We start from the raw sequence: 25,671 nt of genomic DNA on the forward strand, positions 1-25,671 counted from the left end.
CTTTCCGTCTGCCTGACAGACTCCGGACGACAACTGCAGCTGAGCCACCCCGAGGGTGATCTGACCCTTGAGGCGCTCTGGCTGCGCGAGCGGAGTCCTGATGACGCGACTCTCGATTCCCTGACCGGTCAGCGCCTGATCGAGGCGGCGGATCTGCCGCTGGATCTGCGCCTGAGCGAGGCGCAGCTCGACGGCGATACGCTGTCGCTGGCCTTCAGCGACGGCCACGCGGTGAGTGTCTCGTCGTCGGCTCTGCTGGCGGAGTGTCGCGCGCCACAGGCCTACCAGGGCATGACGTTCTGGAAGGGGGATCTCGCCCAGCTGCCCGAGGCTGACTTCGCGGCAGCACTGGACGATGACGCGGCCTTGCTGGACATGCTCGAGCAGTTGCAGCGCTTCGGCTTCGTGCGGGTCAGTGGCGTGCCGGACACGGAGGACGGCATGCAGGGGCTGATCCACCGTATCGGGCCGCTGCGGCGCACCAACTGGGGCGGCATCGCCGACGTGAAATCCGTCGCCAACGCCTATGACCTCACCATGACCCAGCGCGGGCTGGAGCCGCATACCGACAACCCCTATCGCGATCCGATTCCCGGCTATATCTGGCTGCACTGCCTGCGCAATGCCGCCCAGGGGGGTGACAGTACGCTGGTGGACGGGTTCAGCGCGGCGGAGCATCTGCGTCGTGAAGACCCCGAGGCCTTTGCCTGCTTAACCGAGGTCACGCCCGGATTCCGCTATCACGATGCCACCACGCGGCTGGAGAGCGAAGGCCCCTTGATCGAGCTGGATAGTCGGGGGCAGGTGGCCCGTGTGCGCTTCTCCAATCGTACCGAGCGGGTGCCGGCGTTGCCGAGCGCGACCCTGCGCCGTTACTACGCGGCCCGTCAGGCGTTCTACCGCCTGATTGCCGGTGACGACTTCACGCTGCACCTCAAGCTGGCACCGGGCCAGATGCTGATCATGGACAACTACCGGCTGTTCCATGGTCGCAGTGCCTTCCAGCTGGAAGGCGGCATCCGCCACATGCGTCAGGGCTATGTGGATCGCGACTCCACGGCCAGCCGCCGCCTGCTGCTGGCCGACCAGCTTGCCGATCAGCTCAGCGGTCAGCCGGACAACCGGGAGGAGGCCACCGCATGAGTCAGCAAGATACCGTCCCGATGACCCAGGCGCGCTTTCGCAGCTTCGCGGAAAGCACGCATGCCGAATGGGCGCTGATCGATGCGCACTTCCGGGAGTATCAGTCCGATGCCTGCCGGCGCGTGATCGCCCACCTGGGCCGCCTCCAGGGAGATCACCATGGCTATCCGGTGGATCGCTACGAGCACTGCCTGCAGACGGCGACCCGCGCCTTGCGTGCCGGCGCCGATGAGGAGATGGTGGTCTGCGCGCTGTTGCACGACATCGGCGATGATCTCGCACCGGCCAATCATGCCGAGATCGCCGCGGGTATCCTCGAACCGTTCATCGATCCGCTCAATGTCTGGATGATTCGCCATCACGAGCTGTTCCAGGGCTATCACTACCGGGAATTCTTCGGCCAGGACCGTCATGCACGTGATGCCTACGCCCACCACCCTGCCTATGAGCGCACCGTGCGCTTCTGTGACGAGTGGGACCAGACCAGCTTCGACCCCGAATACGACACCCTGCCGCTTGCGCATTTCCTCCCGATGCTTGCGCGCGTGATGGGGCGTGAGCCCTTTGGCGGCCTACCGAAACTGGTGGCAGCGCCATCGGCTGCAGTCGCGCAAGGCATGCAAGACCCCGCTTGACACTCCCTATAACAAGGCCCGGCGCGACCGGTGCTGACAAGGAACGACAAGATGAAGCGACCCCTGACCTGCCTGACCTCTTCCCCGTTGCGCGGCACCCGCCGCGGACTTCTCACGCTCGGTGCACTGCTGCTCAGTACGGCGCCGCTGGCGGCTTCTGCCCAGGACACGGACGACGTCTTGACGCTCATCGTGCCGCCCTGGCCCGGTGTCAGCGTCAAGAGCGAGATCGTCGCCCAGATTCTCGCCCCCATGGGCTATGACGTGGAGCGGCAGGAAGTCAGCTCCACCGTCGGTTACAACACGCTGACCACCGGCGACAGTGATGCCTTCCTCGCCGGCTGGCTGCCGGCCCAGAAGGACAGCTACGACGCGGCCATGGCGGCCGGCGCGATCACGGATCTCGGCAACAACGTCACCGGTGCCCGGATGGGCTTCGCGGTGCCGGGCTATGTCTATGACGCGGGTATCCACAGCGCGGCGGACCTGGCCGCCCACGCCGATGAATTCGATGAGACCATCTACTCCATCGAAAGCGGCTCCACCATCAGCGACATGCTCAACGGCGCCATCGACGACGATGTCTATGGGCTGGGTGGCTGGGATGCGATGGAATCCTCGACGCCGGGGATGCTCAGTGAAGTGCGCGCCGCCGAGCGCGAGCAACGCTGGATCGCCTTCTACGGCTGGACGCCGCACTGGATGGTGCCGGAATTCGACACCCATATCCTGGAAGACCCGGAATCGGTCTTCGGCCCTGACAACGGCGCCAGTGACGTCAAGACCGTCGTGCGGACCGCCTACGCCGAGGCCAATCCCAACCTGACGCGCTTTCTCGATCAGCTGGTCTTCAGCTCCGATGAGCAGAGCGCCTTCATCCTCGACTACAGCCTGAACGAGCGTGACCTCGATGAGGTGGCGCACGACTGGCTCGTCGCCCACCCGGAGCGTCTGGCGGAGTTTCTTGCCGGCGTGACGACCCGCGATGGCGAAGATGCCGTCGCTGCCGTGAACGCCAGCCTGCAAGACTGACGTAGCCTCCCTACCGCGATGACGGCCATTGATCGCTTCCCGCGCTCCACTTCTCCTGCATATGAAGACGCCGAGTCAGTCGACTCGGCGTCTTGCTGTCAGGGGCCCGGCGTTCAGGCCCCGAAACCCGCGATGAAGACGCGCACGCAGCGCCTGACGTGTGGTCGCAGGCTTTCCGGGTCGGCCGGTTCGGGGAAGCTGCCCAGCAGGGCATCGACATGCAGCGGGTTGAGCAGCATGCCGGTCAGCAGGTTGGCGGCGGCCAGCGGTTCCTGCCCGAGGCCGGAGCCTGGCAAGTGGCCCTCCGCCACCTGTCGTGCCAGGTAGCCTGCCAGCCGCTGGCGCGTCAGCTTGGGGCCATTGTCGAGGAAGAGCTTGCCGAGCTGCGGGTTGCGGCCGCTCTCGAAGGCGAGGCCACGAAACAGCCGGATCAGCTGTGGTTCGAGGGCCAGTGTCAGCATCGCCATCCCGAAGTGTTCCAGGGCCTCGTCGACGCGACGTGCCTCATTGACCTCGTGATCCATCACCGACCATACCGACTGTGCTTCCTGCTGCATCACGGCGAGGAACAGCCCCTCCTTGTTGCCGAAATTCCGATAAAGCGTCGTCAGTGATCCGCCGGCCTCCCGTGCGATCTCGTTGATGCTGGTCGCGGCGTAGCCATTTTGCAGGAAGTGTTCTCTGGCGACTTCCCGCTGGCGTCTGCGGCGGGCTTCCCCGCGCGGCGAGGTGCGGGATGTGGCGGTGTCCGGAGCACTCTGCGAGGAAGGGGAGTCCGTCATGTCTGTGTCCTCTGGTGAAAGGGGCCGACTGACGCCGTCAGGGTTGCGATATTGCGAACGAGGCACGCTGTCGGTTGACGCTGTCGGGGGTGGCTCAATGAAGTGTAGTATTCATTACACTTAGTGGCGGTGCAAGATGGCAGTCCCGAGCGCAGGCGTTGCGTCATCGAGGCCGGCCACCGTCAGACGGTTTCCCTGCCTGGCACTGACAGGCAGCAACAGAGAGTCGCCGTATGAACAAGGCAGGCAAGGGCGCAGTGGCGCTTCTCGTGGTGGCGGGCGTGATCGTGGGTGGCGTGATGGGAGTCGAGTGGTGGCAGGTCGGGCGCTTCATGCAGGAGACCGACAATGCCTATGTGCGGACCGACAGCGTGCCGGTGCGTTCCGAGGTCACCGCGCGTGTGACGCGCATGCTGGTGCATGACAACCAGCCGGTGAAGAAAGGGCAGTTGCTGGTTCAGCTGGACGATGGGGATGCCAGGGCCAACCTGGATCAGGCGAGCGCCGCACTCGACAAGGCGCGCACCGGGGAAGTCCAGGCCGAGCGTCAACTGGATCTGCAGAGCGCGAAGATCGATGAGGCCAAGGCGGCCCTGGCCTCGGCCAAGGCCGAGCGCGATCAGGCCGCGCTGCATCTCAAGCGCTCAAGAAGTCTGGAGAGCCGCAGCTACGCCTCGCGGCAGTCCCTTGAAGATGACCAGGTGACCCTGCGCACTGCCGAGGCCAGCGTCGCGCAGCAGCAGGCGTCGCTGGTCTCCGCGCGTCAGCAACTCGAGGTCTACAAGGCACAGCTGGACTCGGCCCGCGCTGAAGTGGTGTCAGCGGCGGCGGATCTCGCCTACGCGCGCCACCAGCTGGAGAAGACCTCGATTCGTGCGCCCCAGAACGGCGTGGTCGGCAATCGCAGTGTCGAGGTCGGCACCATGGCCAGCGCCTCGCTGACCCTGATGCAGCTGGTGCCGGTGGAAAGCGCCTACGTGGTGGCCAACTACAAGGAAACCCAGACCGAGCGCATGCGAGTCGGGCAGCCGGTCCACCTTGAGGTGGATGCCTATCCGGACATCGAGTTCGAGGGGGTGGTGGACAGCCTCGCGCCGGCGACCGGCACCGAGTTCAGCCTGCTGCCGACGGACAATGCCACCGGCAATTTCAACAAGATCGTCCAGCGCGTGCCGGTGCGTATCCGCCTGACCGGCCCGGAGGCGGCATTGCCACGCCTGCGGGCGGGGCTGTCGGTCGTGCCGTCCATCGACACCCGTGAGCTGCCGGAGACCGGCACCTATGCGGCCAGTGTCACCGCGCCGGTCATGGCACCTGATAGCGTGCAGGCCGCCTCCGATGTCGCGGCCACCGCCGAACACGGAGCGCAGTGAGCATGGCCGAGGCAACCGCAGCCCCGGTAGGGGCTGCCAGTGACATGCCGTCGCGCCGTCAGCAGATCGGCTTCATCGCGGCGGTGTTCGGCATGTTCATGGCGATCCTGGATATCCAGATCGTCGCCAGCTCGCTCAATGAGATCCAGGCGGGCCTGGCGGCCAGTCCCGAGCAGGTCTCCTGGATCCAGACCAGCTATCTGATCGCCGAGATCGTGATGATTCCGCTCTCGGGCATGCTGGCGCGCATCTTCTCGACCCGCGTGGTACTGACCGTCTCGGCGCTGGGGTTCACGCTGGCGAGTCTGGGCTGTGCATTGTCCACCTCGCTTGAGGCGCTGATCGTGCTGCGTGCGGTCCAGGGCTTCATGGGCGGGGCGATGATTCCGCTGACCCAGGCCGTGAGCTTCTCGATCTTCCCGCGACGCAAGATGGGCACCATTCAGGCGGTGATCGGCCTGGTGGCGACCATGGCGCCGTCCATCGGTCCCACCGTCGGTGGCTATCTGACCGAGTATTTCAGCTGGCACTGGCTGTTTCTGGCCAATCTGCTGCCGGGCATCCTCGTGGCCAGTCTGGTGTGGCGCAATCTGGAGATCGACAGCGGTGATCGCGGACTGCTCAAGCGTCTGGACACGCTGGGACTGTCGTTGATGGCGGTGTTTCTCGGCAGCCTCGAATACGTGCTGGAGGAGGGGCCGGGAGATGACTGGTTCGCCAGCACCCCCATCCTGCTGTGGGCCATCGTCTGTGCGCTGAGCTGCGTGGGCTTCTTCTGGCGCGTGCTGAGTGCTGACAACCCCATCGTGGATCTGCGCGTGTTCAAGAATCGCAACTTCGCGCTCGGCGCGCTGGTCGGCTTCTGGCTGGGCGTGGTGCTCTACGGGCTGGTCTATCTGGTGCCGCTGTTCCTCGGCAGCGTGCGTGGCTTCTCGAGCCTGCAGATCGGCGAGGTGATGTTCGTGGCGGGCGTGGCGATGTTCCTGATGGCACCGCTGTCGGGCAAGCTCTCCGATCTCATCGATCTGCGCCTGATGATGTTCATCGGTCTGGTGCTGACCGGTGTCGGCACCGGCATGAATGCCCATCTGACGTCGGGCTCGGGCTACAACGAGTTCTTCTGGCCGCAGGTCATCCGTGGCGTGGGCCAGATTCTGGTGCTGCTGTCGGTGTCACGCCTGGCGATGGGACGACTGGCACCCCACGAACTGGGCAACGGCAGTGGCCTGTTCAACGTGATGCGCAACCTGGGCGGGGCGGTGGGTCTGGCGCTGATCGATACCGTGCGCGACTGGCGGGAGGACTACCACTGGAACCAGCTGATCGGCTCCATCGACCAGAGCCGCCAGGTGGTGATCGACCAGCTGGCCAGCTATCAGGTGACCTTCTCTGGCCTGACCGACCCCTGGCAGGCGGGCGTCGCGATGATCGCGCAGCGCATCAGTCTTCAGGCCGAGGTGCTGGCCTTCGACAATATCTTCCTGTGGCTGGGCGCGGTCTATGTGGTGGGCAGTGTCGTGGTGATCGCCTTCCGTCGCCCGGAGAGCGAGGGCAGTGACGAAGGCGGCGCTCACTAGCGTGGCGTCCCGTGGCGTCACCGCCGCCCCGGTCAACAAAAAGACCCGCCTTGATGGCGGGTCTTGTCGTTTCAGCCTTCGGGTGACAGCGTCTCACCAGCCCCAGAACATCAGGTACCAGACCCCCAGCGCGGGCAGGCAGGCCAGTGCGACGCTTGTCGTGCCGACCAGTCGTGCGGCGTTGCCGGCGAGCCGTCCACCGTTGCGCTGCTCGCTGTTGCGCTGCTCGCCATTGTGTTGCTCGCCGTTGTACTGCTCGCCAGTAATGCGCCAGGCCAGTCGCAGGCCCCACAGGCAGGCCAGTGCCAGCAGCACGGCACGAAGATCATTGGCCCAGGTGAGGTTGATGCCGTCACCGCGCAGCAGCGTCATGGTGGTGGCGGAGAGGCCGAGGAACACGCCGAGCCCGCCCAGCGGAATCAGGCTCAGCGAGAGATGCCACAGGCGTGACAGCGTCGCCTTTCCCCCCATCAGCCAGTTGCCAAGCAAGAGCGGCAGGCTGGTGAGTGCGCCCAGCAGACCGCCGCCCACCACGATCCACAGCGTGATCAGACTGCCATCGAGCAGATTGAAGACATCGTTGTGCTCGGGGTAGTTGGTCAGGATCCAGGTGGGCAGGGTGGTGGTCAGCGGCCACATCAGGTCATGCTCGATCAGCCAGACGGCCAGCTGCTGCTTGAGGGCGACGAACCACGGGCTGGCGCTCCAGCTGAAGGCGCCGATGGCGATGCCGAGCAGGCCGAACACCAGCACCGAGTAGTGGGTGAAACGCACCGGCTGCGGCGGCTCGACCAGCTCCACGCCCGGCGACCGCCATTCCAGCTGCATCGCGTCCTTGTAGCCACTGCAGCGTCCGCAGACATGGCAGTCACCGGCACTGTCGAGCTGCTTGAGCGGAATCAATGGCGCGCAGTCAGGCGCATGCGTACGCACGGCCTTGCCCTGGCGCACGGCGCGGTTGTGGGCGTTCCAGCGCGCCTGGTCGGTACGGAAGTGGGTCGGCGAGAGGCGCGCCAGCAGATTGAAGACGCCATTCACCGGGCATAGCTGACGGCACCAGACACGTGTGCCCTTGCCGTAGATCAGCCCGACCACGATCGCCGCCACCGTCGAGCCGCCCAGTACCACCAGCGCGCCCAGCGGGTACTGATAGACGCTGGCCAGCTGACCGTAGAGCGTGGTGCCCAGGAAGGCCACGAAGGGCCAGCCTCCCCAGCGCATCCAGCCCGGAATCGGCCGGCCGAGCCCGATGCGGCTGGCGGCCTCCGTCAGGGTGCCCTCGGGGCAGAAGACCCCGCACCACACCCGGCCCATCAGCACCATGCTGATCAGCACGAAGGGCCACCACAGCCCCCAGAACACGAATTCGGCGAACACCGTCAGATTGGTGAGGATGTGCGCCTGATAGTCGGGCAGCGGCAGCAATGCCGGCACCACCAGCAGGAAGGCGTAGATGCCCACCACCAGCCACTGGATCAGCTGGATCAGGCCGCGCCGCTGTTGCATCGCCTGGCCGAAACGCGCGATACGCGTGGCTCGGGAGGCGCCGGCTCCGGCGTCACTGGCGATGATGTCCGCCCGTGCGTCGGGGCGTGCGGAGTGTGTACTGCAATGGGCCATGAACGCTTCCTCTTCTCTCACTGGGCAGTGCGCGGGACGGGCATCAGCTGCGCGCGCGGGCGGTGAGCTGCTTGCGCTGATCCTTGCGCTCCACCTTGCGCTGGCGCTTCATCAGAGTGATGACGATGACCCAGTAGAGGGCATAGCCCAGCACCATGGTGGTGGCGGGCCAGGCGCGATAGCCGGCGAAGGTCGCCAGCAGGCCACCGAGACCGCTGCCATCATCGAGCAGCCAGCTGGAATCCCACAGCGGGTCGAGACCGGCCGGCAGATAGCCCAGGCCGATGAGCTGCTCAAGCCCTGACATCAACAATGACGCGGCCAGCAGCAGCAGCAGGGCTTCCGTGACGCGGAAGAACAGCTTCCAGGAGAACAGGCGCGAACCCAGCTGCAGGGCCATGAAGGTCGCCACTGCCAGCGCGAAACCGATGAAGGCCGCGAGAGAGAAGCTGCCGATGCCACCGGACTGCAGGCTGGCGGCGCCCATGCCGTAGAGGAAGACGACGGTTTCCGCACCTTCACGTGCCACGGCGATGGCGACCAGTACCGCGACCCCCCAGTAGCTGCCGGAGGAGACGGCCTCGGCCAGGCCGCTCTCGAGTTCTGCCTTGAGAGTCCGGCCCTTGGTCCGCATCCAGAGCACCATCTGGGTGATCAGCAGGCAGGCGATCAGTACCAGCGCCGCCTGGAAGACTTCCTGGGCGGTGCCGGTCAGCCAGGTGTTGGCGCCCATCAGGGCCGCGCCCATCAGCCCGGCCAGCACCAGACCGGCAACGACCCCACCCCACAGGTAGCGCAGCCCGGCGCGCGTGCCCGACTGCACCAGCCAGGCATGCATGATGCCGATGACGAGAATGGCTTCGACGCTTTCGCGCCAGACGATAAACAGAACCTGATCAAACATGGCGGGACTCTCGGGGACAGCGGGCAGGGTGAGGAATCGGCAATGCCGTTCGTGCCCTGACAGGGAAGAGGTGGCAGGCGCGGCAGGGGACGAGACGAGTGACGGCGGACATGTGCCTGTGCCTCAGTCTTCTGCGACGACCTTGCCGCGGGCATCCGGCAGGTGGAAGTCATCGAAGTAGTCGTAGCTGCCGGCACGCAAGGGGTGGATCACCACGAAGGATTTCACGCCCGGGGCCAGCACCTTCTCCTTGCGCAGCGAATTGCTCTCGAATTCGGCGGGCGTGTTGCCCGCGTTGTGCAGCTGGATGACGAATTTCTCGCCGGCCTTGACCTTGAGCACCTCGGGACTGAGCTTGCCGTTGGTGAGCGTCAGGTCATAGGACGGCATGTCGCTGGCCAGCGTCACGCGCGGCAGCAGTACCGCCAGCAGCAGAGCGAGGGTCGGCAGCAGCGCAGCGACGGACTGCCGGGCAGAGCGACGACGAGGAAGGCGCATGATGGGCTCCGGGATAGTGGGGTAGGCACTCGGCAGAGGCACGAGGGAGAGTCATTCGGACGTGGCACTCGCGGGCGCCAGGTGCCAGGGATGGAGGGTTGCCGGCAGAGCGACCAATGGCCGCGAGCGCTTTTCAGCACAGGCGGCCATTGGAGACAGCGGGCGGACATGCCGGCGGATACGAGATGGCGCCGGCATGTCCGCCACGTGCAGAGGCTGGTGCTCAGTAGCCGCCTTTCTTGCCGACACCGGCATACACGAAGTCGTAATCGGTGGTGATGGTGTCCGGCCACTCGGCGACACCGGTTTCCTTGTCGATGTGACGCGGCATGTCCGGGTGCTGGATGTCGAAGGTCAGGTGGTACTTGCCCGGGCCATCCAGCTTGACGTTCTTGCCATAGTGGGTGCCGTCGTTGGCGATCATCGGCACCAGATCGCCTTCGATCGGGGTATCACTGCCCTGCTTGGTCAGGGTGTAGTGAATGCCCAGATAGGGAATCCAGTCGCCCGGCGCGAAGCCATTGTCGTTTTCCATCAGTGCGTGGATATCGGCTTCCAGATGGATGTCGGCCTGATTGGCCGGCAGCTTGCCTGCCGGGGCCATCACCACTGGCTGCAGATAGACGGCCGCGATTTCCATGCCGCCTTCCTTGACCGGAGTGCCGATCGGGTATTCCAGTGCCGAGGCCTGGCCCGCCACGAACGGTGCCGCCAGGCTCAGGGCGAGCAGGGCAGGCTTGAGCGCGCGGGGCAGAGTAGTGGTGACGAAATGACGCTGTGGCATCGGGGATGGCTCGCAGTAATGGGAAGTGGAGCTTCATTATCCTGATAGGCATAAATATAACCATTCTCATTCTTGCGCCGCCTGCGTTGCCTATCTTGCAACGGGGTGTTTTTAAATATGAGATATTACTTAAATAAAAGGATGTTGAGAGAGAGGGGGGCCCGGCGTGACTGGCCCCTGGCCTCCCGTCATGAGGATTCCAGCACCATGTCTGGTCTGCCACGTCACCATGCGGCATGCTGCGCGCCATGATGACGACTTCTTCACGTTACCCCGCCCCATTGGACCCTCCCGCCATCGATGCCTGGTGCCGGACACTGCATGAGCGCCTGCTCGCGCGGCATCAGCGCGCCTGTCTGTGGATCAGCGGCGGAGAGGGCACGAGCGGTGATCCCTGCGCTGCTGCGCTGGCGATCTGTGATCTGTGGCCAGCGCGTGAGCCTGCTCCGCTGTGGCTGGGCGCCGGAGAGGCGATCACGACGCCGGGCGGGACACACGTGCGCTCGCTGGCGATGGCCAAGGCTGCCACTCAGCTGGGCGGCGAGCAGGCATTGGTCGTCTTCGATGCCGCACATCCGCAGAGTGGTCTTGATCCCGATGCCTTCGGGGCCGTGGCCGGCACTCTGATGGCGGGAGGACTGCTGGTGCTGGTGACGCCTGCCGCCTGGGCCGACGCCGAGCCAGCGCCAGCGCCGGATGGCGACTATGCGCGTCTGGCGCACTGGCCATTCGCGCGTGAGCAGCTTGCGGCGCGCTATCTGGCGCGGCTGGCACGGCGTCTCCAGGCGGATGCCAGCGTACTGCACTGGCCGCAGGGCGAACCGTTACCGACGCTGCCACCCGCCGGGGAGGCAGCGACCCGCGTCGGTGAGGTCATGGACCCTGATTGCCTGACGTCAGATCAGGCCGAGGTGGTGGCCGCGCTGGCGGCGCTCCGCCCGAACCAGCCGGTGGTGATCAGTGCCGATCGTGGCCGCGGCAAGAGTGCCGCGCTGGGCATCGCCGCGGCACGCTGTCTGGCAGCGGGGGAAAGTGTCTGGCTGACGGCGCCACGGCCGGCGGCGGTGGCCGCGGTCTTCGCGCGTCTGGCAGCGCTGCTGCCACGGGGGCGCCGCGAGGGCAATGCCTTTCGGCTTTGCGTGCCGGCAGCGCCCCCCGCGCAAGGCGGGTGGACAGCTGATGGAGCGGAGGTTGCGAGCGAGCTGCGTTTCCTGGCACCGGACGCCATCGCCGCCGCCCGCCTTGCCTGCCCGGAGGGGCCGCTGCCGCGCTTGTTCGTCGATGAAGCGGCCGCCATCCCCACCCCGTTGCTCAAGGCGTCTCTGGCCCATTTTCCGCGCATCGCCTTCGCCACCACCGTCCATGGCTACGAAGGTACCGGGCGAGGGTTCCAGCTGCGTTTCCGCCAGCATCTCGAGCGTCAATGCCCCGGCTGGCAGGCGCTTGAGATGACCACGCCTGTCCGCTGGGCGTCCGGTGATCCGCTGGAGGCGCTGACCGATGATCTGTTGTTGCTCTCGGCACCGCCATCAATGTTGGCGCCGGTCATGGAGGGTCGCAGCGATGTCGAGCAATGGCTGGCCGGCAGTGAGGTCGTCGTGCTGGATCGGGACGCTCTGGCACGCGATGAAGCGATGCTGGAGTCGCTGTTCGGCCTGCTGGTGCAGGCGCATTACCGCACCACGCCGGCGGACCTGCGGCAGCTGCTGGATACCCCGGGGCTCAGGCTGCTGGCGATTCGCCATCAGGAGACCGCCAGTGGCAAGCCGGCATGGCTGGGCGTCGTGGCGGCCGTCGAGGAGGGCGGGTTTCCTGCACCGCTGGCAGAGGATATCTGGCGAGGTCAGCGGCGGCCGCGCGGGCATCTGCTGGCGCAGTCTCTGGCGGCGCATGCCGGACATCAGGCGGCCGCCGAGACGCGCTGGTGGCGGATTCTGCGCATCGCGATACATCCCGCACTGTGGCGGCGTGGGCAGGGGGCGCGCTTGCTCAATGCGCTGGAGCAGCAGGCACGGCTGGCGGGTGTCACGCGTCTCGGCACCAGTTTCGGGGCCGAGGCGGGGCTGGTGGACTTCTGGTTGTCCCAGGGCTTCATGCCACTGCGCATGGGGCTCAAGCGGGATGCGGCCAGTGGCGAGCATGCGGTGATGATGGGCAAGGCGACGGGGGAGTTATGCGATGACGAAGGCGAGGCCTCGCCGGGAGATACCTTGCTCGAGGCGCTGCATCAGGACTTTCAGCATCTGCTGCCGAGCCTGCTGGCGCATGAGCTGGCCGGGCTGCCTGACGTGCTGGCATCGCGGCTCGCCCTGGGCGGTCAACCGGCTCAGGGCTGTCAACCGGCTCAAGGCTGTCAACCGGCTCAAGGCTGGCTGCAACGACTCGACTGGTATCGGCGCGGTGGCGGAGGTCTTGCTCTGGTGCGGCCGTGGCTGCAGGCCGCGCTGAAAGCCCACGGCTCCCCGGATGAGCAGTGCGTCGGCTCATCCGGACTGGATGAGGCCGCGCGTCACGGACTCGCACTGGCCCTGGCCGGCCAGGATGCACCAGCCTTCATCGACTGGGCCCAGCGTCAGGGCATCGTGGGGCGCAAGGCGCGTGATCGCTGGTGTCGTGCGGCGGCAGGGCGTCTCGTCGAGGCGCACGGTGCCCTGCCTGCCGGCGATCATTGATCAGAGGCCGGGGATGCCGATCGGTCCCGGCATGTCGGGAATCGGCGAGCAGCCGCTCAGCATCAGCAGGCCAGCAGTGGCGGAAAGGACGGATAACAGCAGAAGTCGGCGGGGCATGAGGGCTCCGGTTGTCAGGGGCTGGAAGTGCACAGCGTGGCCGTGTCGAGAGATCTCATCCTTGCATATTCGCAGTCACTGATCGACAGGCACCGACAACCACTAGCCATGGCCGTGGACGGTTCCGTATGCTCGGGGATGACAAGAACAGGAAACTTCGCCATGAATGAGCATATCGACACGTTGGAACCCGCCATTGTCTGGCGTCATTTTCGTACCCTGTGCAATATCCCGCGCCCTTCCGGGCATGAAGCGGCACTGGTTGAGCATCTGATTGAGTGGGCGCAGTCGCGCGGCCTCGCGCATGACCGCGACGATTTCGGCAACCTGCGTCTGCGCAAGGCGGCCACCCCCGGCCATGAGAGCGCTCCGGGGATCGTGTTGCAGGGGCATCTCGACATGGTGGCCCAGGCGGCCAGTGACTCCCGCCATGACTTCACCCGTGATGCGCTCGAGACCTATCTCGAGGATGGCTGGCTCAAGGCGCGCGGCACGACGCTGGGCGCCGACAATGGCCTCGGCGTCGCCGCGGCGCTGGCGGTGCTGGAAGACGAGACGCTGGTGCATGGTCCGCTGGAGGCGTTGTTCACCCTCGAGGAAGAAACCTCGATGGGCGGCGCATTGAATCTGGCCGAAGGCTGGCTGGAAGGCCGCTATCTGCTCAATCTGGACTCGGAGGACCGTGGCCAGGTCTATATCGGTTGCGCTGGCGGTGCGGACATCAATGTCGCGCACGAATTCGCCACGTCCTCGCTTAAGGATGCCGAGGCGGAGCTTGAGCTCACCATCGGCGGGCTGGTCGGAGGACATTCCGGGCTCGACATCCATCGTGGGCGCGGCAATGCCAACCGCCTGATGTCACGGGCACTGGTGGCGCTGGCGGAATTCTCGCCGCGTCTGGTCAGCTGGTCTGGCGGTACGCTGCGCAATGCACTGCCACGCGAGGCGACCGTCGGCGTGGTGCTGTTCGATGAGCGTGTCGCGGCAGCCCGCCAGCGTCTGGCGGAATTCGAGGCGCAGATTCGCGATGAGCTACGTGACACGGACCCGGACGTCACCCTCAGCGTGACGCGCGGCAATGCCGAGAGTGCCCTGTCCGTCGAGGATACCCAGCGGCTTGTCGCCGTACTGGATGCCGCGCCCTATGGCGTGGAGCGCATGAGCGCAGCCGTGGAAGGCGTGGTGGAAACCTCCAACAACCTCGGCGTGGTCCAGCTGCGTGAGGGGAGTTTCCATCTCTGCGCCCTGGTGCGCTCGCTGCGTGATGATGCGGTCTCCATGATGGAGCAGCGCATCCGCGGGCTGTTCGGCCTGTTGGGGGCGCACACTCAGGCCGAGAATGCCTACCCGGGTTGGCAGCCGCAGCCTGAGGCGGAGCTTTTGGCGCGATTCTGCCGCCTGCACGAGCGCGTCACCGGCCGCGCGCCGGAGATCAAGGTCATCCATGCCGGTCTGGAATGCGGCATCCTGGGGGCCAAGTATCCCCAGCTCGAGATGATTTCCTTCGGCCCCTTGATTCGCGGTGCGCACTCGCCCAGCGAGCGCGTCGAGGTCGACTCGGTCGGGGAATTCTGGCAGGTGCTCAAAGGACTGATCACGACGCTTGCCGAGCCGCGCGACGCCTGATCCGGGCCGATTGACTCCCCACGACACCGCCCCCGCAGGTAGCCTGCGGGGGCGGTGTCGTATCTGGGCATCAGGCTCTCGTTGCGCTTCCTGCGGGGGCGCTGGCTGGGCACTTCGAGCGTGCGTCAGCTCAGTGGATATTGATGCGTATCGCCGGGAAGCCGATGCTCACGCCATCGTGACGGCGGCGCAGGTCTTGGCGGCGCGAATCGTATTGTCGATACTGATGAGGCGCGTAGCGCTCATGTTGGTAGTAGCGGCGCTGGGGAATGCGGTGACGTGTGTCGTGGCGAGAGTGATGGCGCTCCACCCGCGGCTCGTCGAACATCCTCAGATGGCGGCGCTTGATCGCCTCATGGCGGCTTTGCGGCGTGCTGTGACGCTCGATGGTCTGTCGGCCGTGATGCTGCTGACCCTGTGAGCGATGACGATCATCCGCGGCAACGACACCGGGGATGGCAAGGCTCAGCATGAGTCCCAGGCTCAGCAGGACTGGTGCCATTGTGATGGTGTGCATGGGGTGGTCTCCCGTGTTGTCGGATAGTCACCCTTCTTGATCCCTGTTCACACGATACCGTGTCGCGGACACTTTGACGAACAGCGTTCTCTGATGTGCCGGCGTCTCCCTGAGTCCATGTCGTGATCTTCTGGCCTTCATGCCCTATGGCGCTCAAGGTAAGTGCTTGCTCGCAAATGCTTTTCCCGCGATGAGCGTCAGTCTGCGGTGCAGAGCGCAAAAAAACGCCCCTGCCGCGGGGGCAGGGGCGTTTTCGGGTGCTGTCGTCGGGGACGAGATCAGGCGTGTTGATGCTGATGCTTGCCCTCGGCGAGCTCCTCGAGCAGCTTGGCATTGAAGGCATCGAGGTCATCCGGCTTGCGGCTGGTGACCAGCGCGCTGTCACACACGACGTCGCTGTCCTGCCACTCGGCACCGGCGTTTCGCAGGTCTTGGGCGACGGAGGGGAAGGAGGTCATCTTGCGGCCTTCGACCACCCCGGCGTTGATCAGGATCCACGGCGCGTGACAGATGGCGGCCACCGGCTTGTGGGCCTGGAAGAAGCTGCGCACGAAGTTCAGTGCGGTCTCGTCCTGGCGCAGGGTATCGGGATTGAACAGGCCACCCGGTAGCACCAGGCCATGATAGTCGTGTTCGCTGGCATCGCTGAGCGAGGTGTCGACCTGGTAGGTCTCGCCCCAGTCGGTTTCGGCCCAGGCACGAATGCCGTCTTTCTCCGGCGAGACGATGTGTACCTCGACGCCCGCCTCCTGCAGTGCGGCGCGCGGCACCGCGAGCTCGGATTCCTCGAAGCCATGGGTCGCGAGAATGGCCACGCGCTTACCTTGCAGTTGTTGACGTGTCTGCTGATCGGTCTGCTGTGTCATGCAAATCTCCTTTCCGTGCTTCGGCTCTTGCGAGCGTGTTGGGCAGAGAAGGGAAAAATTCTGCTCTCAGCATGCGTTACTCACTGAGGTGAGCGCCCCACGTTGATGCAGCGAATTCCCGTCCTTTCGTGCCCTGACACTCAAGACATGGATGCGCGATACTGACTTTCAAGGGGGTGACCCCACTGCGTTTTCACCGGCCATGGAGTGCCCGATGCCTCTGCTTTCTGAATCTTCCGCCGTGATGTGGTTGCTGGTCGGCGTGCTGTTGATGCTGTCGTTGATCCTGGGGTTGGGCTGGCGGCGAACCCGCGAGCAGCTTCACGCTCTCGAAGAGAGCAGTGACGAAACCCGGCAGGCGTTGCAGCAGACGCTTGAAGAGGCGCGGGATCTACAGCAACAGGCCGAGCAGCGGGCGGCCCTGGTCGAGCAGCGTGCCGCACTGGATGGGCAGCAGGCGGAGCAGCAGCAACGCCATCTGAGCCAGTCGCTGGAGGAGGCGCGCCAGGCGCGCGATGCGCTGACGGAACAGCTCGCCACGCTGCGCGAATCGCTGCAGGGGCGGCTTGATGAACAGTCGCGTGCGCTGAGTGAACAGCAGACGCTGGCACGCAGCCTGACCCGCCAGCAGGAAGTGCTGGAGGCCCAGCTGCTGGAGCGCGAGGAGCGTCTCGAGACATTGACCGAGCGCTACGCCGAGCTGCGCGAGACGCATGCCTCGCTGGTCACGCGTCAGCGTCAGGAGGCCACTCATCACGCCGAGCAGCTGGCACTGCTCAACGACTCCCGCGAACGCCTGAGTCAGGAATTCGAGCAGCTGGCAGGCAAGGTGTTCGAGGAGCGCCAGCAGCGTTTCACCGCCGCCAGTGGTGCCCAGCTCGAACAGTTGCTCAAGCCGTTTCGCGAGCAGGTCGGGGACTTTCGTCAGCGCCTCGAGCAGCTGCATGGCGAGGAGGTGCGCGAACGCACCAGCCTCAAGAGTCAGCTCGACCAGCTGGCGGGACTCAATCGCCAGATCACCGAGGAAGCGGCCAATCTGTCACGTGCGCTCAAGGGCGACAGCAAGATGCAGGGCAACTGGGGCGAGATGATTCTGGAGACCGTGCTCGAGCGCTCCGGCCTGCGAGAGGGGATCGAGTTCAAGCGTGAGGTGTCCTTCAGCGGTGAAGGCGGGCGCCAGCGCCCGGATGCCATCGTCTATCTGCCGGACAACAAGCATCTGATCATCGATGCCAAGGTCTCGTTGAGCGCCTACACCGACTACGTCAATGCCGCGGATGAGACGGCGCGGGCGCGAGCCCTGAGGGCGCATCTGACCTCGGTGCGCGGCCACGTCACGGGACTGGCGCGGCGCAACTATCCCGCCATCGAGGGGCTGGGGTCACCGGATTTCGTGTTCCTGTTCCTGCCGATGGAGCCCGCCTTCGCGCTGGCCTTCGAGCATGACGACAGCCTGTTCCAGGACGCCTTCACCCAGGGCGTGGTGATGGTGACGCCGACCACCTTGCTGGCCAGTCTGCGCACCGTGGCCAGTCTGTGGAGTCTGGAGCGCCAGAACGACAATGCGCGCGTGATCGGTGAGCGTGCCGGGGCGCTGCTCGACAAGTTCCGCGGACTTGCCGAATCCCTCGAGGAGCTTGGTAGCCAGCTGGGCCGTACCCGCGAGGCGCACGATACCGCCATGAAGCGTCTGGCCAGCGGGCGCGGCAACCTGATCAGCCGTGCCGAGGAGCTGCTGGAGCTCGGTGCGCGCATGAAGAAGCCGTTGCCCGAGACCCTGGTGCGTCAATCCCGTGACTCCCTGCATCACCAGGGGCCGGTCTCTGGCCCGACATCGCAGTCCGATGCTGCTATTGAATCTGATCCTGAGACTGAGACTGAGACTGAGACTGAGACTGAGACTGAGACTGCCTCTGGCTCGACGGCGGACAAGGCTCAAGGTGCCACGCTATCGCGCTGGGAACATCTGGAGCGCAAGTGGCAAGGGGGCACCCCGTGAACTGGCACATCTCGCTCATTGCCGGCTGACACTCGGTGGCATGCCATCTCTCGTATTCCCTGTTCTTTCTCGACGGCCCTCCAGCAGGGCCGTTTTTCTTGAGATGCAGGGTCAACGCAAGCTCGGACTATCGTGTTCTGACGCGGCGAGGAAGGAAATATCGTGAGTGATGCAAAAAATTCGACATCTTCTGCATCCGTTCTCCGGACCTCCCCGTAAGTTGGTTTGAGCCTGCGGTAATGGGGCGAAAATGACAAATGAACAACTTTCAGCTCATGAATGAGCGTTTTCTCAGGAGATGTGCCCATGTCTACCAAGTCCAATAAGTCCGCCAAGACCGCTTTCGCCCTGGCTTCCGCCCTCGGTACCGCCGTAGCGCTGTCTGCCGCCGTGGTCTCCATTCCGGCGCATGCCGCAGGCATGGAAAAGTGCTATGGCGTGTCGCTGGCCGGTGAGAATGACTGCGCTGCAGGCCCGGGCACCTCCTGTGCCGGCACTTCGACCGTCGATTATCAGGGCAATGCCTGGAAGCTGGTCCCGGAAGGCACCTGCACCTCCATCGAAACGCCCACTGGCACCGGCAGCCTGGAAGAGATCAAGTAAGCATCACGCCTCGGGTCTCCCCCGAACCTGACGTCCGGTGGGCGGGTGTCTCACCCCTCCGCCGGACGCTCGCAGAATCGAGAGGTCGTCATGCACGAGTCATCCCCCACCTCCCGCAGCCCGGATTTCGGTACGGCCTTGCCGTCGTTCGATGACATGGCCACGGGAATCAGCCTCAAGGCGCAGCATGTCAGGGAGCTGATGTCATCACGGCCGGCGCTGGGGTTCCTCGAGATTCATGCCGAGAACTACATGGGCGCAGGCGGAGCCCCCCATGCGCGGCTGGATGCGCTGCAGGAGTATCCGCTGTCGATCCATGGTGTCGGCCTGTCGCTGGCATCGGATCGTCCGCTGGAGGCCGCGCATCTGGCGCGCCTTCGAGCGCTCTGCGAGCGTCACCCGCCTACCAGTGTGTCAGAGCATCTGGCCTGGGCCGGCCATAGCGGCCACTTCTACAACGACCTGCTGCCGGTGCCATTGACCGACGCGATGCTGGCACGGGTCAGCGATAACCTGATGCGGCTGCAGGACTGCCTGGGCCGCCAGGTATTGATCGAGAATCCCGCACACTATCTGCGCTTTGATGCGCAGGCTCTGGGCGCGGAGTTGATTCCCGAGACGAATTTCCTGACCCGACTGGTCGAGCGCAGCGGCTGTGGACTGTTGATCGACGTCAACAATGTTTTCGTCTCGGCGCACAACATCGGTGTCGATCCTGCGGCATGGCTTGAGTCGATCCCGGCCGCGGCCGTCGGCGAGATCCATCTGGCGGGTCATGTCGTCGATGAGCGCGAAGGCCTGCTGATCGACAATCACGGTGCGCCGGTCTGCGAGGCGGTATGGGCCCTGTATGCCGGCTTCATCCAGCGAGTCGGGCCGCGCCCGACCCTGATCGAGTGGGATACCCAGGTGCCGGCGCTGGAGGTGTTGCTGGGGCAGACGGCTCGGGCCGAGCAGATTCTGCAGAGCGCCTTGGTTCAACAGGGCTCTCGGGTTCCGCAGACCTCTGGCCCTCAGGTGGAGAGTCCGCGATGAGCACGCCAACGGCCCCCATGACTGACCATGATCTTCTCACCTGGCAGCGGGCCTTCATCACGGCGCTTGAGCAGCCTGACCGTCATCTGCCGGGCATCGAGGCGGCACATCAGGGGCGTCTTGACGTCTATCGCAACAATGTCTGGGCCAGCCTGGTCTCCGCGCTGCAGGACGCCTATCCCGTGACGCGTCAGGTCGTGGGCGAGCGCTTCTTCGCGGCGCTGGCGCATGATCACTCACGCCGTCACCTGCCGGAATCGCCCTTGATGATGGAGTACGGGGCGGGGCTTGCCGAGACCTTGCACACGACTCTGACGACGCTGGTCGAGCATCGACAGGCATCGGTCGCTCAGCTGCCGTTCTACGCGGTGGATCTGGCGCGGTTCGAGGCCGCGCGTCTCACGGCCTATCACGCCGCCGACGCTGAAGTGCTGGCACCGGCCAGGCTGGCGCAGCTGTCACCTGAGGCGGTGATGGCGCTGACCTTCCTGCCTCATCCCGCGGCAGGTCTGCTGCGCCTGGAGCATGCGATCTTCGAGGTCTGGCAACGCCACCAGCATGAGGGAGCCAGCCTTGCAGGCCTGGATGTCGCGCGGCCCGAGAACCTGCTGATCACCCGTCCGGCCCTGGAGGTTCAGGTGACGGTGCTGTCAGAGGCGGCTGCCTGGTTGCTCGACCTGCTGTTGGCGGGTGAATCGCTCGCGGATGCGGCCGCCATGCTGGCGGATGTCCATCCCGAGCAGGACCTGGGGCAGCTGCTGGCCCCTCTGCTGGCAAGTGGCGTGTTTCTCGCGCCGGACTAGTGTTGCCCCATGATCTTTCGTCCATGCCAGTCTCCTGCCGACCTATCCGGGCCGAGCTGGCGCATCCCCTTTTTCTCGCGCACTGGCGCATCCTTGAGGAGGCCTCATCATGAGCCTTGAGTCATCCACGACGCCCGCGGTCCGTACCGGTGTGGCGGGGCAAGTCCTGAACGTGTTCGTCTGGCTGGAAAATCTGCGCATGGATGCCGTGCTGATCCTGATGCGCATCGTCATTGGCGCCGTGTTCTTCATGTCAGCGCAGACCAAGGTCGACGGCTTCGCGCTCAAGGAAAGTACCTTCTTCCTGTTCGAGTACGAATACGCGTTGCCGCTGGTCCCGCCGGTACTGGCCGCCTATCTGGCCACGATTGCCGAGCATCTCTTCCCGCTGATGCTGTGGCTGGGCCTGGGCTCCCGCCTTGCCGCGCTGGGTCTGGCCGGCATGACATTGACCATTCAGCTGTTCGTCTACCCGGAAGCCTGGGTGACGCACGGTCTGTGGCTGTCCAGTCTGCTGGTACTGGTGCTGCAGGGCCCGGGGCGTCTGTCACTGGATCACCTGATTCGCTCACGTATCGCCTGATCTTGCCCGCTGGCCACAACGCAAGACGGAGACCTCAGGGTCTCCGTCTTGCGTTGTGCGTATCGTGCGTATCGTGGGTCGTCGTGGGTCAGACAGGCTCTTCGGCGCGCTGATGCTCGATCTCGGCACGTACCATCTCGACACTGGCGGCATCGATGTAGTCATTGGCGTGTGCATGATGCGCCATGTCGAGGCTGTCGGTGCTCAACAGCATGTCGCAGCCCAGTGCGGAGAGCTCCTCGCCCAGCGTGGCCAGCTCTGCCTTGCGCGATTCGGAGTCACCGATCTGGCGAATGTAGATGGCGCAGATGCGGCCCGGGTAACGGCGCACGACATCGGCATAGACCTCCGGATCATGCTGACCGCTGTCTCCGATGAGCAGGAACTGCATCTCGTCATACAGGTCGAGCATCTTCTCGATCAGCGCCTGCTTGTGGTCTTCCGAGCGCTTGGGCAGGGGGCGCTGCAGCGTCAGCCCCCATTCGCGCAGGAACAGGATGGGGCCGACCGGGATGCGGTTGTGCTGGAAGAACACCTCCAGCATCTCATAGATGCTCCAGGGGCCGCGTGAGACGTAGAGCAGCGGGCGACTCTGCTGACCGTCGCTGCCCTCGTGGAGCGCCTGATAGAGCGCGGCGACTCCCGGGAAGGCAGTGCGTCGCTCGGCGGATTCGATGAACAGCCGATAGAGCATCTTGAGCTTGTTGGCGACACCGGTGTACATCACGGTGTCGTCGATATCGCTGATCACGCCCAGTCGGGTACTGGCCGGTGGCAGGTAGACCTGGGCCTCGCCCTCGACAGCGGCCTGCTTCGGCGGCCGGGCGGTGATCCGTGCCGTCTGCCATTGGCCTTGATCTGCCAAGGGCGACAGCAGAGGCAGGTGGACGCTGAAGTAGCCATCGCGGTCGGTGACGACCGTGGTCTGGTTACCGCCAAGGCTGACGTCCACCTCCACGCCGCCCTTGCCCCAGCGCAGCAGACGGCGGCCGACATCCATCAGGTCGCGCCCGGCCCCGGGCGCCAGCTGACTGCGCGAACCGGGCTGCTGGAAGATGCGGCCCATCAGAAAGGCTTCATTGTGTGAGCCATAGCCACGATAGGCATGGATGACGCAACCATCCTTGCCCTGGGCATGGCGCATGGGCTTGGCAGCCACATGCAGCAACTTGCGTAGCAGACGTGTCAGCGGCAGTGACATGCAACCCTCCTGGTATGACGCCTGATCAACCTGCCTGATTGGCAGCCACCCTGCGTGTCGCGTGATGATGCGCTTCCGAGCATGGTCCTGCGCCTCTTGCTCAAGTTCTTCTCGAGCTCAAGTTCTTCTCGGGCTCAAGTCCTTCTCGAGCTCAAGTTCTTCTCGAGTCTGCCCCTCGAATGGTGTCCGACCCACGAAAACGCCGCCTTCCGGACACCGCGCAAGCACGGGACAGAAGGCGGCGTTCACGGCCTGCCGATCACGCTGGCCGCAGTGTCAGACACGCGATGGTGTCCTGGTCAGAATCACTCGCCCAGGTAGGCGGACAGCATCCAGACCGTCTTTTCCTGCTCGCGGATGTAGTCGCCGACCAGCGAGGCAGTCCCTTCATCGTCGGCATCGGAGGCGACGGAGAGGATTTCACGCTGCAGCTCGATCAGGGACTTGTAGCCGGTGAGCAGACCCTTGACGCAAGCGGTGCCATCGCTGACGTGGGTGTCTTCCTTGATGGTCGCCACGCGAGCGTAATCGCTGTAGGCGTGCATCGGCTCGTGACCCAGGGTCAGGATGCGCTCGGCGATCTCGTCGACCTTGGTCAGCAGGTCGGTGTAGGTTTCCTCGAACTTCACGTGCAGCTCGAAGAACTGGTTGCCCTTCACGTTCCAGTGATAGCCACGCGCGTTCATGTAGAAGGTCTGGTAGTTGGCCAGCAGCACATTGAGGTGCTCCGCCAGCTGGGTTGCGCTGGAAGTGTGCAGGCCAATGGCATTGGTATCGGTGGACATGAAGACTCTCCTTGAGAATGGGCGACGTGAAATGTGGTTGGAATACGTGGTGAGGCAGGGCGCGGGCACTGAGGACAAGCAGGCGATATCCCTTACCTTCGAGTGCCTCAGGTTCATGAAGCCAAGCCCATGGCACCAGGCCCGAGCAACCGGGTCGATGACACCAGTGTAGAGGGTGACGGTGCCGCGCAGTAACGAATTCGCTGCATCGTCGTGATCGTCTGGTGCTATGACGTGTTCCGGTGCGAATGATCGGATGACTGAGCCATCCAGTGCCTCACGATGAATCCGTGATCAAGCGTCTTTCTGGTACATGCGGCTCAGGATGACGCTTTTCAAGGTGGCACGGCAAGGTAGCACGCGGTTCATTGCCGGGGCATGACCGTGAGAAACGCAAAGGCCCCGCACGGGGCGGGGCCTTTGCGACAGCCAGACCAGCAGCTGTCATCACTTCAGCAACGCTCAGGCGTCAGTTGCGCGCCATGTGCAGGAAGTGCATGTGCTTCTCGTACTGATCCAGTACATCACCGATGACCTGCTCCTTGGTGTAGCCCATCAGGTCATAGGTCTGGCCGCCTTCGCGCAGGAAGACCTCGGCCCGGTACTGGCGCTCCACGTCACTGGTGCCCTTGCGCTTGACGTTGCGCAGCGCGAAGGCCGGTGCTGCATACTCGCGGACACGTACGCCATAGATGAAGTCGATCTCGTCGCCATGGCTGACCTGCAGATAGCTGCGGTCATCTTCGTCGTTGACGCGCACATCCAGCCCCTGCGCCTCGAACTCCTTGGCGACATCCGACAGCGCCGGCGTCACGACATCCGACAGATACTGCTCGACATTCTTCTGCTGCGGCGTCTCGACCAGGGTCTGGACGCGCTTCTGCCAGCTGCGTGCACCACCGGCGGTATGCCCCGGCGTGTTGCTGAGATGCTGCATGGAGCGCTGCTTGACGCCTTCAAGACGCAGCGCCTTGAGCAGGCCGTAGCAGACGAACATCAGGATGATGGCGAAGGGCAGAGCAGAGGCCAGCGAGGCGGTCTGCAGTGCGCCGAGACCCCCGGCCATCAGCAGCGCCACGGCCACGAAACCTTCGGACACGGCCCAGAAGATGCGCTGCCAGACCGGAGATTCATCGCCTTCCTTCGAGGTCAGCATGTCGATGACCAATGAGCCGGAGTCGGAGGAGGTGACGAAGAAGGTCACCACCAGCACCGTGGCCAGCAGGGAGGTCACGCTACCGAACGGGAACAGTTCCAGGAACTTGAACAGTGCCACGGAGGCATCCGCGGAGACGGCTTCGGCCAGATTGCCAGCGGCGTCGGTCATCAACAGGTGCAGTGCACTGTCGCCGAAGAAGGTCAGCCACATGAAGGTGAAGCCCATCGGCACGAACAGCACGCCATAGACGAATTCACGGATGGTACGACCACGCGAGACGCGTGCGATGAACATGCCGACGAACGGGGACCACGCGATCCACCAGCCCCAGTAGAACAGGGTCCAGCCACCCAGCCACTCGGACGGGCCGTCTTCCGGGATGTAGGCGAACATGTTGAAGGTCTTGTCGACCACTTCGCTGAGGTAGCCACCGATGTTCTGGATCAGGGTCTGCAGCAGGAAGATGGTCGGGCCAACGCACAGCACGAACAGCATCAATGCCAGCGCAAGACCGAGGTTCAGCTCGGAGAGACGACGGATGCCGCCGTCCAGCCCCATGACCACGGAGATGGTCGCCAGGCCGGTGATGATGGCGATCAGGATGACCTGGGTGGTCAGGCTGTTGTCGATATCGAACAGATAATGCAGACCGGAGCTGACCTGCAGCACCCCCAGACCCAGCGAGGTGGCCACCCCGAACATGGTGCCGAAGACGGCGAAGATGTCGACGGCATGACCGATCGGGCCGTGGATGCGCTTGCCGATCAGCGGGTACAGCGCGGAGCTGATGCGCAGCGGCAGGTTGTGGCGGAAGCTGAAGTAGGCCAGCGCCAGTGCTACGACGGCATAGACGCCCCAGGCGTGGATGCCCCAATGGAAGAAGGTGGTCTTCATGGCCTCGCGAGCGGCTTCCACGGTACCGGCATCGCCCACGGGCGGTGCGGTGAAGTGGAAGACCGGCTCGGCGACACCATAGAACATCAGGCCGATACCCATGCCCGCGGAAAACAGCATCGCGAACCAGGAGCCGTAGCTGAAGTCCGGCTCGGAGTGGTCCGGCCCCAGCTTGATGTCACCGGATTTCGAGAAGGCGAGCCCCAGCGTGAAGACCACGAACAGCCCCATGGCCAGCAGGTAGAACCAGCCGACGGTATCGATGATCCAGGTCTGGACGTGGCCGAAGACCACGTTCGCCGTCTCGGGCATGGATACGGTGAAGATCACGAACGCCAGTATCACCACGGCGGAGCCGAAGAAGACTGGCGGATTGATCTTCGCGACCGTAGGTTGGTCGGCATTTTCTGACATAAATTTCTCTCCCTGATTGCCTGTTCGACGATAATGGTAACTTATTGAA

Annotated in this window: 22 protein-coding genes; 12 read left to right on the top strand and 10 right to left on the bottom strand. The window is 64.6% G+C overall.

The genetic code is table 11. The features are described from left to right. Positions 1-12 precede the first annotated feature (12 nt). From QD172_RS11805 to QD172_RS11815, 3 genes are read left to right on the top strand one after another with little or no spacing between them, the layout of a single operon-like run. Positions 13-1,143, top strand: coding sequence for a TauD/TfdA family dioxygenase (locus tag QD172_RS11805; protein WP_279855926.1), 1,131 nt, complete (start codon positions 13-15; stop codon positions 1,141-1,143). A 20-nt stretch (positions 1,144-1,163) separates the two neighbouring features. Beyond that, a complete protein-coding gene (locus tag QD172_RS11810; RefSeq protein ID WP_077379338.1) occupies positions 1,164-1,778 on the top strand; it encodes an HD domain-containing protein in 615 nt (204 codons plus the stop codon). A gap of 51 nt (positions 1,779-1,829) precedes the next feature. Next, positions 1,830-2,810, top strand: a complete 981-nt coding sequence (locus tag QD172_RS11815; RefSeq protein WP_279855832.1) for an ABC transporter substrate-binding protein — start codon at positions 1,830-1,832, stop codon at positions 2,808-2,810. A gap of 113 nt (positions 2,811-2,923) precedes the next feature. Here the strand turns inward: QD172_RS11815 and QD172_RS11820 are convergent, their stop codons facing one another. Continuing rightward, on the bottom strand, positions 2,924-3,592 hold the full coding sequence (locus QD172_RS11820; protein WP_279855834.1) for a TetR/AcrR family transcriptional regulator: 669 nt from the start codon (positions 3,590-3,592) through the stop codon (positions 2,924-2,926). A gap of 233 nt (positions 3,593-3,825) precedes the next feature. Here QD172_RS11820 and QD172_RS11825 point away from each other — a divergent pair, with 233 nt between their 5' ends. Both QD172_RS11825 and QD172_RS11830 read left to right on the top strand, forming a co-directional pair. Continuing rightward, complete coding sequence (locus tag QD172_RS11825; RefSeq protein ID WP_279855836.1) at positions 3,826-4,965, top strand: HlyD family secretion protein; 1,140 nt, start codon at positions 3,826-3,828, stop codon at positions 4,963-4,965. Between the two features lie 2 nt (positions 4,966-4,967). After that, positions 4,968-6,542: a DHA2 family efflux MFS transporter permease subunit gene (locus tag QD172_RS11830; RefSeq protein ID WP_279855838.1), complete on the top strand. Its 1,575-nt coding sequence runs from the start codon at positions 4,968-4,970 to the stop codon at positions 6,540-6,542. Positions 6,543-6,635: 93 nt separating this feature from the next. Here the strand turns inward: QD172_RS11830 and QD172_RS11835 are convergent, their stop codons facing one another. From QD172_RS11835 to QD172_RS11850, 4 genes are all read right to left on the bottom strand, one after another. Next, positions 6,636-8,162, bottom strand: a complete 1,527-nt coding sequence (locus QD172_RS11835) for a 4Fe-4S binding protein (RefSeq protein WP_279855839.1) — start codon at positions 8,160-8,162, stop codon at positions 6,636-6,638. 43 nt (positions 8,163-8,205) lie between these two features. Then, positions 8,206-9,066: an FTR1 family protein gene (locus QD172_RS11840; protein WP_279855840.1), complete on the bottom strand. Its 861-nt coding sequence runs from the start codon at positions 9,064-9,066 to the stop codon at positions 8,206-8,208. 123 nt (positions 9,067-9,189) lie between these two features. Further along, on the bottom strand, positions 9,190-9,564 hold the full coding sequence (locus QD172_RS11845) for a cupredoxin domain-containing protein (RefSeq protein WP_077378622.1): 375 nt from the start codon (positions 9,562-9,564) through the stop codon (positions 9,190-9,192). Positions 9,565-9,787: 223 nt separating this feature from the next. After that, positions 9,788-10,348: an iron transporter gene (locus QD172_RS11850; RefSeq protein ID WP_077378625.1), complete on the bottom strand. Its 561-nt coding sequence runs from the start codon at positions 10,346-10,348 to the stop codon at positions 9,788-9,790. 248 nt (positions 10,349-10,596) lie between these two features. Here QD172_RS11850 and QD172_RS11855 point away from each other — a divergent pair, with 248 nt between their 5' ends. Both QD172_RS11855 and QD172_RS11860 read left to right on the top strand, forming a co-directional pair. Continuing rightward, positions 10,597-13,020 carry a GNAT family N-acetyltransferase gene (locus tag QD172_RS11855; RefSeq protein ID WP_279855841.1) on the top strand — a complete coding sequence of 808 codons (2,424 nt, stop codon included), beginning with the start codon at positions 10,597-10,599 and terminating at the stop codon, positions 13,018-13,020. 279 nt (positions 13,021-13,299) lie between these two features. Beyond that, entirely contained in the window at positions 13,300-14,763 is a 1,464-nt protein-coding gene (locus QD172_RS11860; RefSeq protein ID WP_084209443.1) for an aminoacyl-histidine dipeptidase, read from the top strand. Positions 14,764-14,893: 130 nt separating this feature from the next. On the opposite strand, the gene QD172_RS11865 is transcribed toward QD172_RS11860, so the two are convergent. Together QD172_RS11865 and QD172_RS11870 are read right to left on the bottom strand one after the other, a co-directional pair. Beyond that, positions 14,894-15,280 (bottom strand): hypothetical protein, encoded by a 387-nt coding sequence (locus tag QD172_RS11865; protein ID WP_279855842.1) that lies wholly within the window; start codon positions 15,278-15,280, stop codon positions 14,894-14,896. 278 nt (positions 15,281-15,558) lie between these two features. Then, the gene (locus tag QD172_RS11870) at positions 15,559-16,146 is read right to left on the bottom strand and encodes a type 1 glutamine amidotransferase domain-containing protein (protein ID WP_084209441.1); all 588 of its coding nucleotides are present in this window, start codon (positions 16,144-16,146) and stop codon (positions 15,559-15,561) included. A gap of 214 nt (positions 16,147-16,360) precedes the next feature. On the opposite strand from QD172_RS11870, the gene rmuC reads away from it, so the two are divergent. The 5 genes from rmuC to QD172_RS11895 all read left to right on the top strand — a co-directional run bounded on the left by rmuC (position 16,361) and on the right by QD172_RS11895 (position 21,169). Further along, on the top strand, positions 16,361-18,145 hold the full coding sequence (gene rmuC / locus QD172_RS11875) for a DNA recombination protein RmuC (protein ID WP_279855843.1): 1,785 nt from the start codon (positions 16,361-16,363) through the stop codon (positions 18,143-18,145). 306 nt (positions 18,146-18,451) lie between these two features. Continuing rightward, positions 18,452-18,748: a DUF2282 domain-containing protein gene (locus tag QD172_RS11880; RefSeq protein WP_084209440.1), complete on the top strand. Its 297-nt coding sequence runs from the start codon at positions 18,452-18,454 to the stop codon at positions 18,746-18,748. A gap of 90 nt (positions 18,749-18,838) precedes the next feature. Further along, positions 18,839-19,783: a DUF692 domain-containing protein gene (locus QD172_RS11885; protein WP_176493716.1), complete on the top strand. Its 945-nt coding sequence runs from the start codon at positions 18,839-18,841 to the stop codon at positions 19,781-19,783. Next, positions 19,780-20,586 carry a DNA-binding domain-containing protein gene (locus QD172_RS11890; protein ID WP_176502941.1) on the top strand — a complete coding sequence of 269 codons (807 nt, stop codon included), beginning with the start codon at positions 19,780-19,782 and terminating at the stop codon, positions 20,584-20,586. Before QD172_RS11885 ends, QD172_RS11890 begins: the two co-directional genes overlap by 4 nt. 109 nt (positions 20,587-20,695) lie before the next feature. Further along, a complete protein-coding gene (locus QD172_RS11895) occupies positions 20,696-21,169 on the top strand; it encodes a DoxX family protein (RefSeq protein WP_077378649.1) in 474 nt (157 codons plus the stop codon). A gap of 88 nt (positions 21,170-21,257) precedes the next feature. Here QD172_RS11895 and QD172_RS11900 read toward each other — a convergent pair whose 3' ends face one another. From QD172_RS11900 to betT, 3 genes are all read right to left on the bottom strand, one after another. Beyond that, complete coding sequence (locus tag QD172_RS11900; RefSeq protein WP_077378652.1) at positions 21,258-22,370, bottom strand: phosphatase domain-containing protein; 1,113 nt, start codon at positions 22,368-22,370, stop codon at positions 21,258-21,260. A gap of 305 nt (positions 22,371-22,675) precedes the next feature. Continuing rightward, a complete protein-coding gene (locus QD172_RS11905) occupies positions 22,676-23,155 on the bottom strand; it encodes a Dps family protein (RefSeq protein WP_065392451.1) in 480 nt (159 codons plus the stop codon). Between the two features lie 469 nt (positions 23,156-23,624). Then, on the bottom strand, positions 23,625-25,622 hold the full coding sequence (gene betT, locus QD172_RS11910; RefSeq protein ID WP_077378655.1) for a choline BCCT transporter BetT: 1,998 nt from the start codon (positions 25,620-25,622) through the stop codon (positions 23,625-23,627). Positions 25,623-25,671: the final 49 nt, after the last annotated feature.

Source organism: Cobetia sp. 10Alg 146, from assembly GCF_029846385.1.
In the GTDB taxonomy this organism is placed as follows: domain Bacteria; phylum Pseudomonadota; class Gammaproteobacteria; order Pseudomonadales; family Halomonadaceae; genus Cobetia; species Cobetia marina.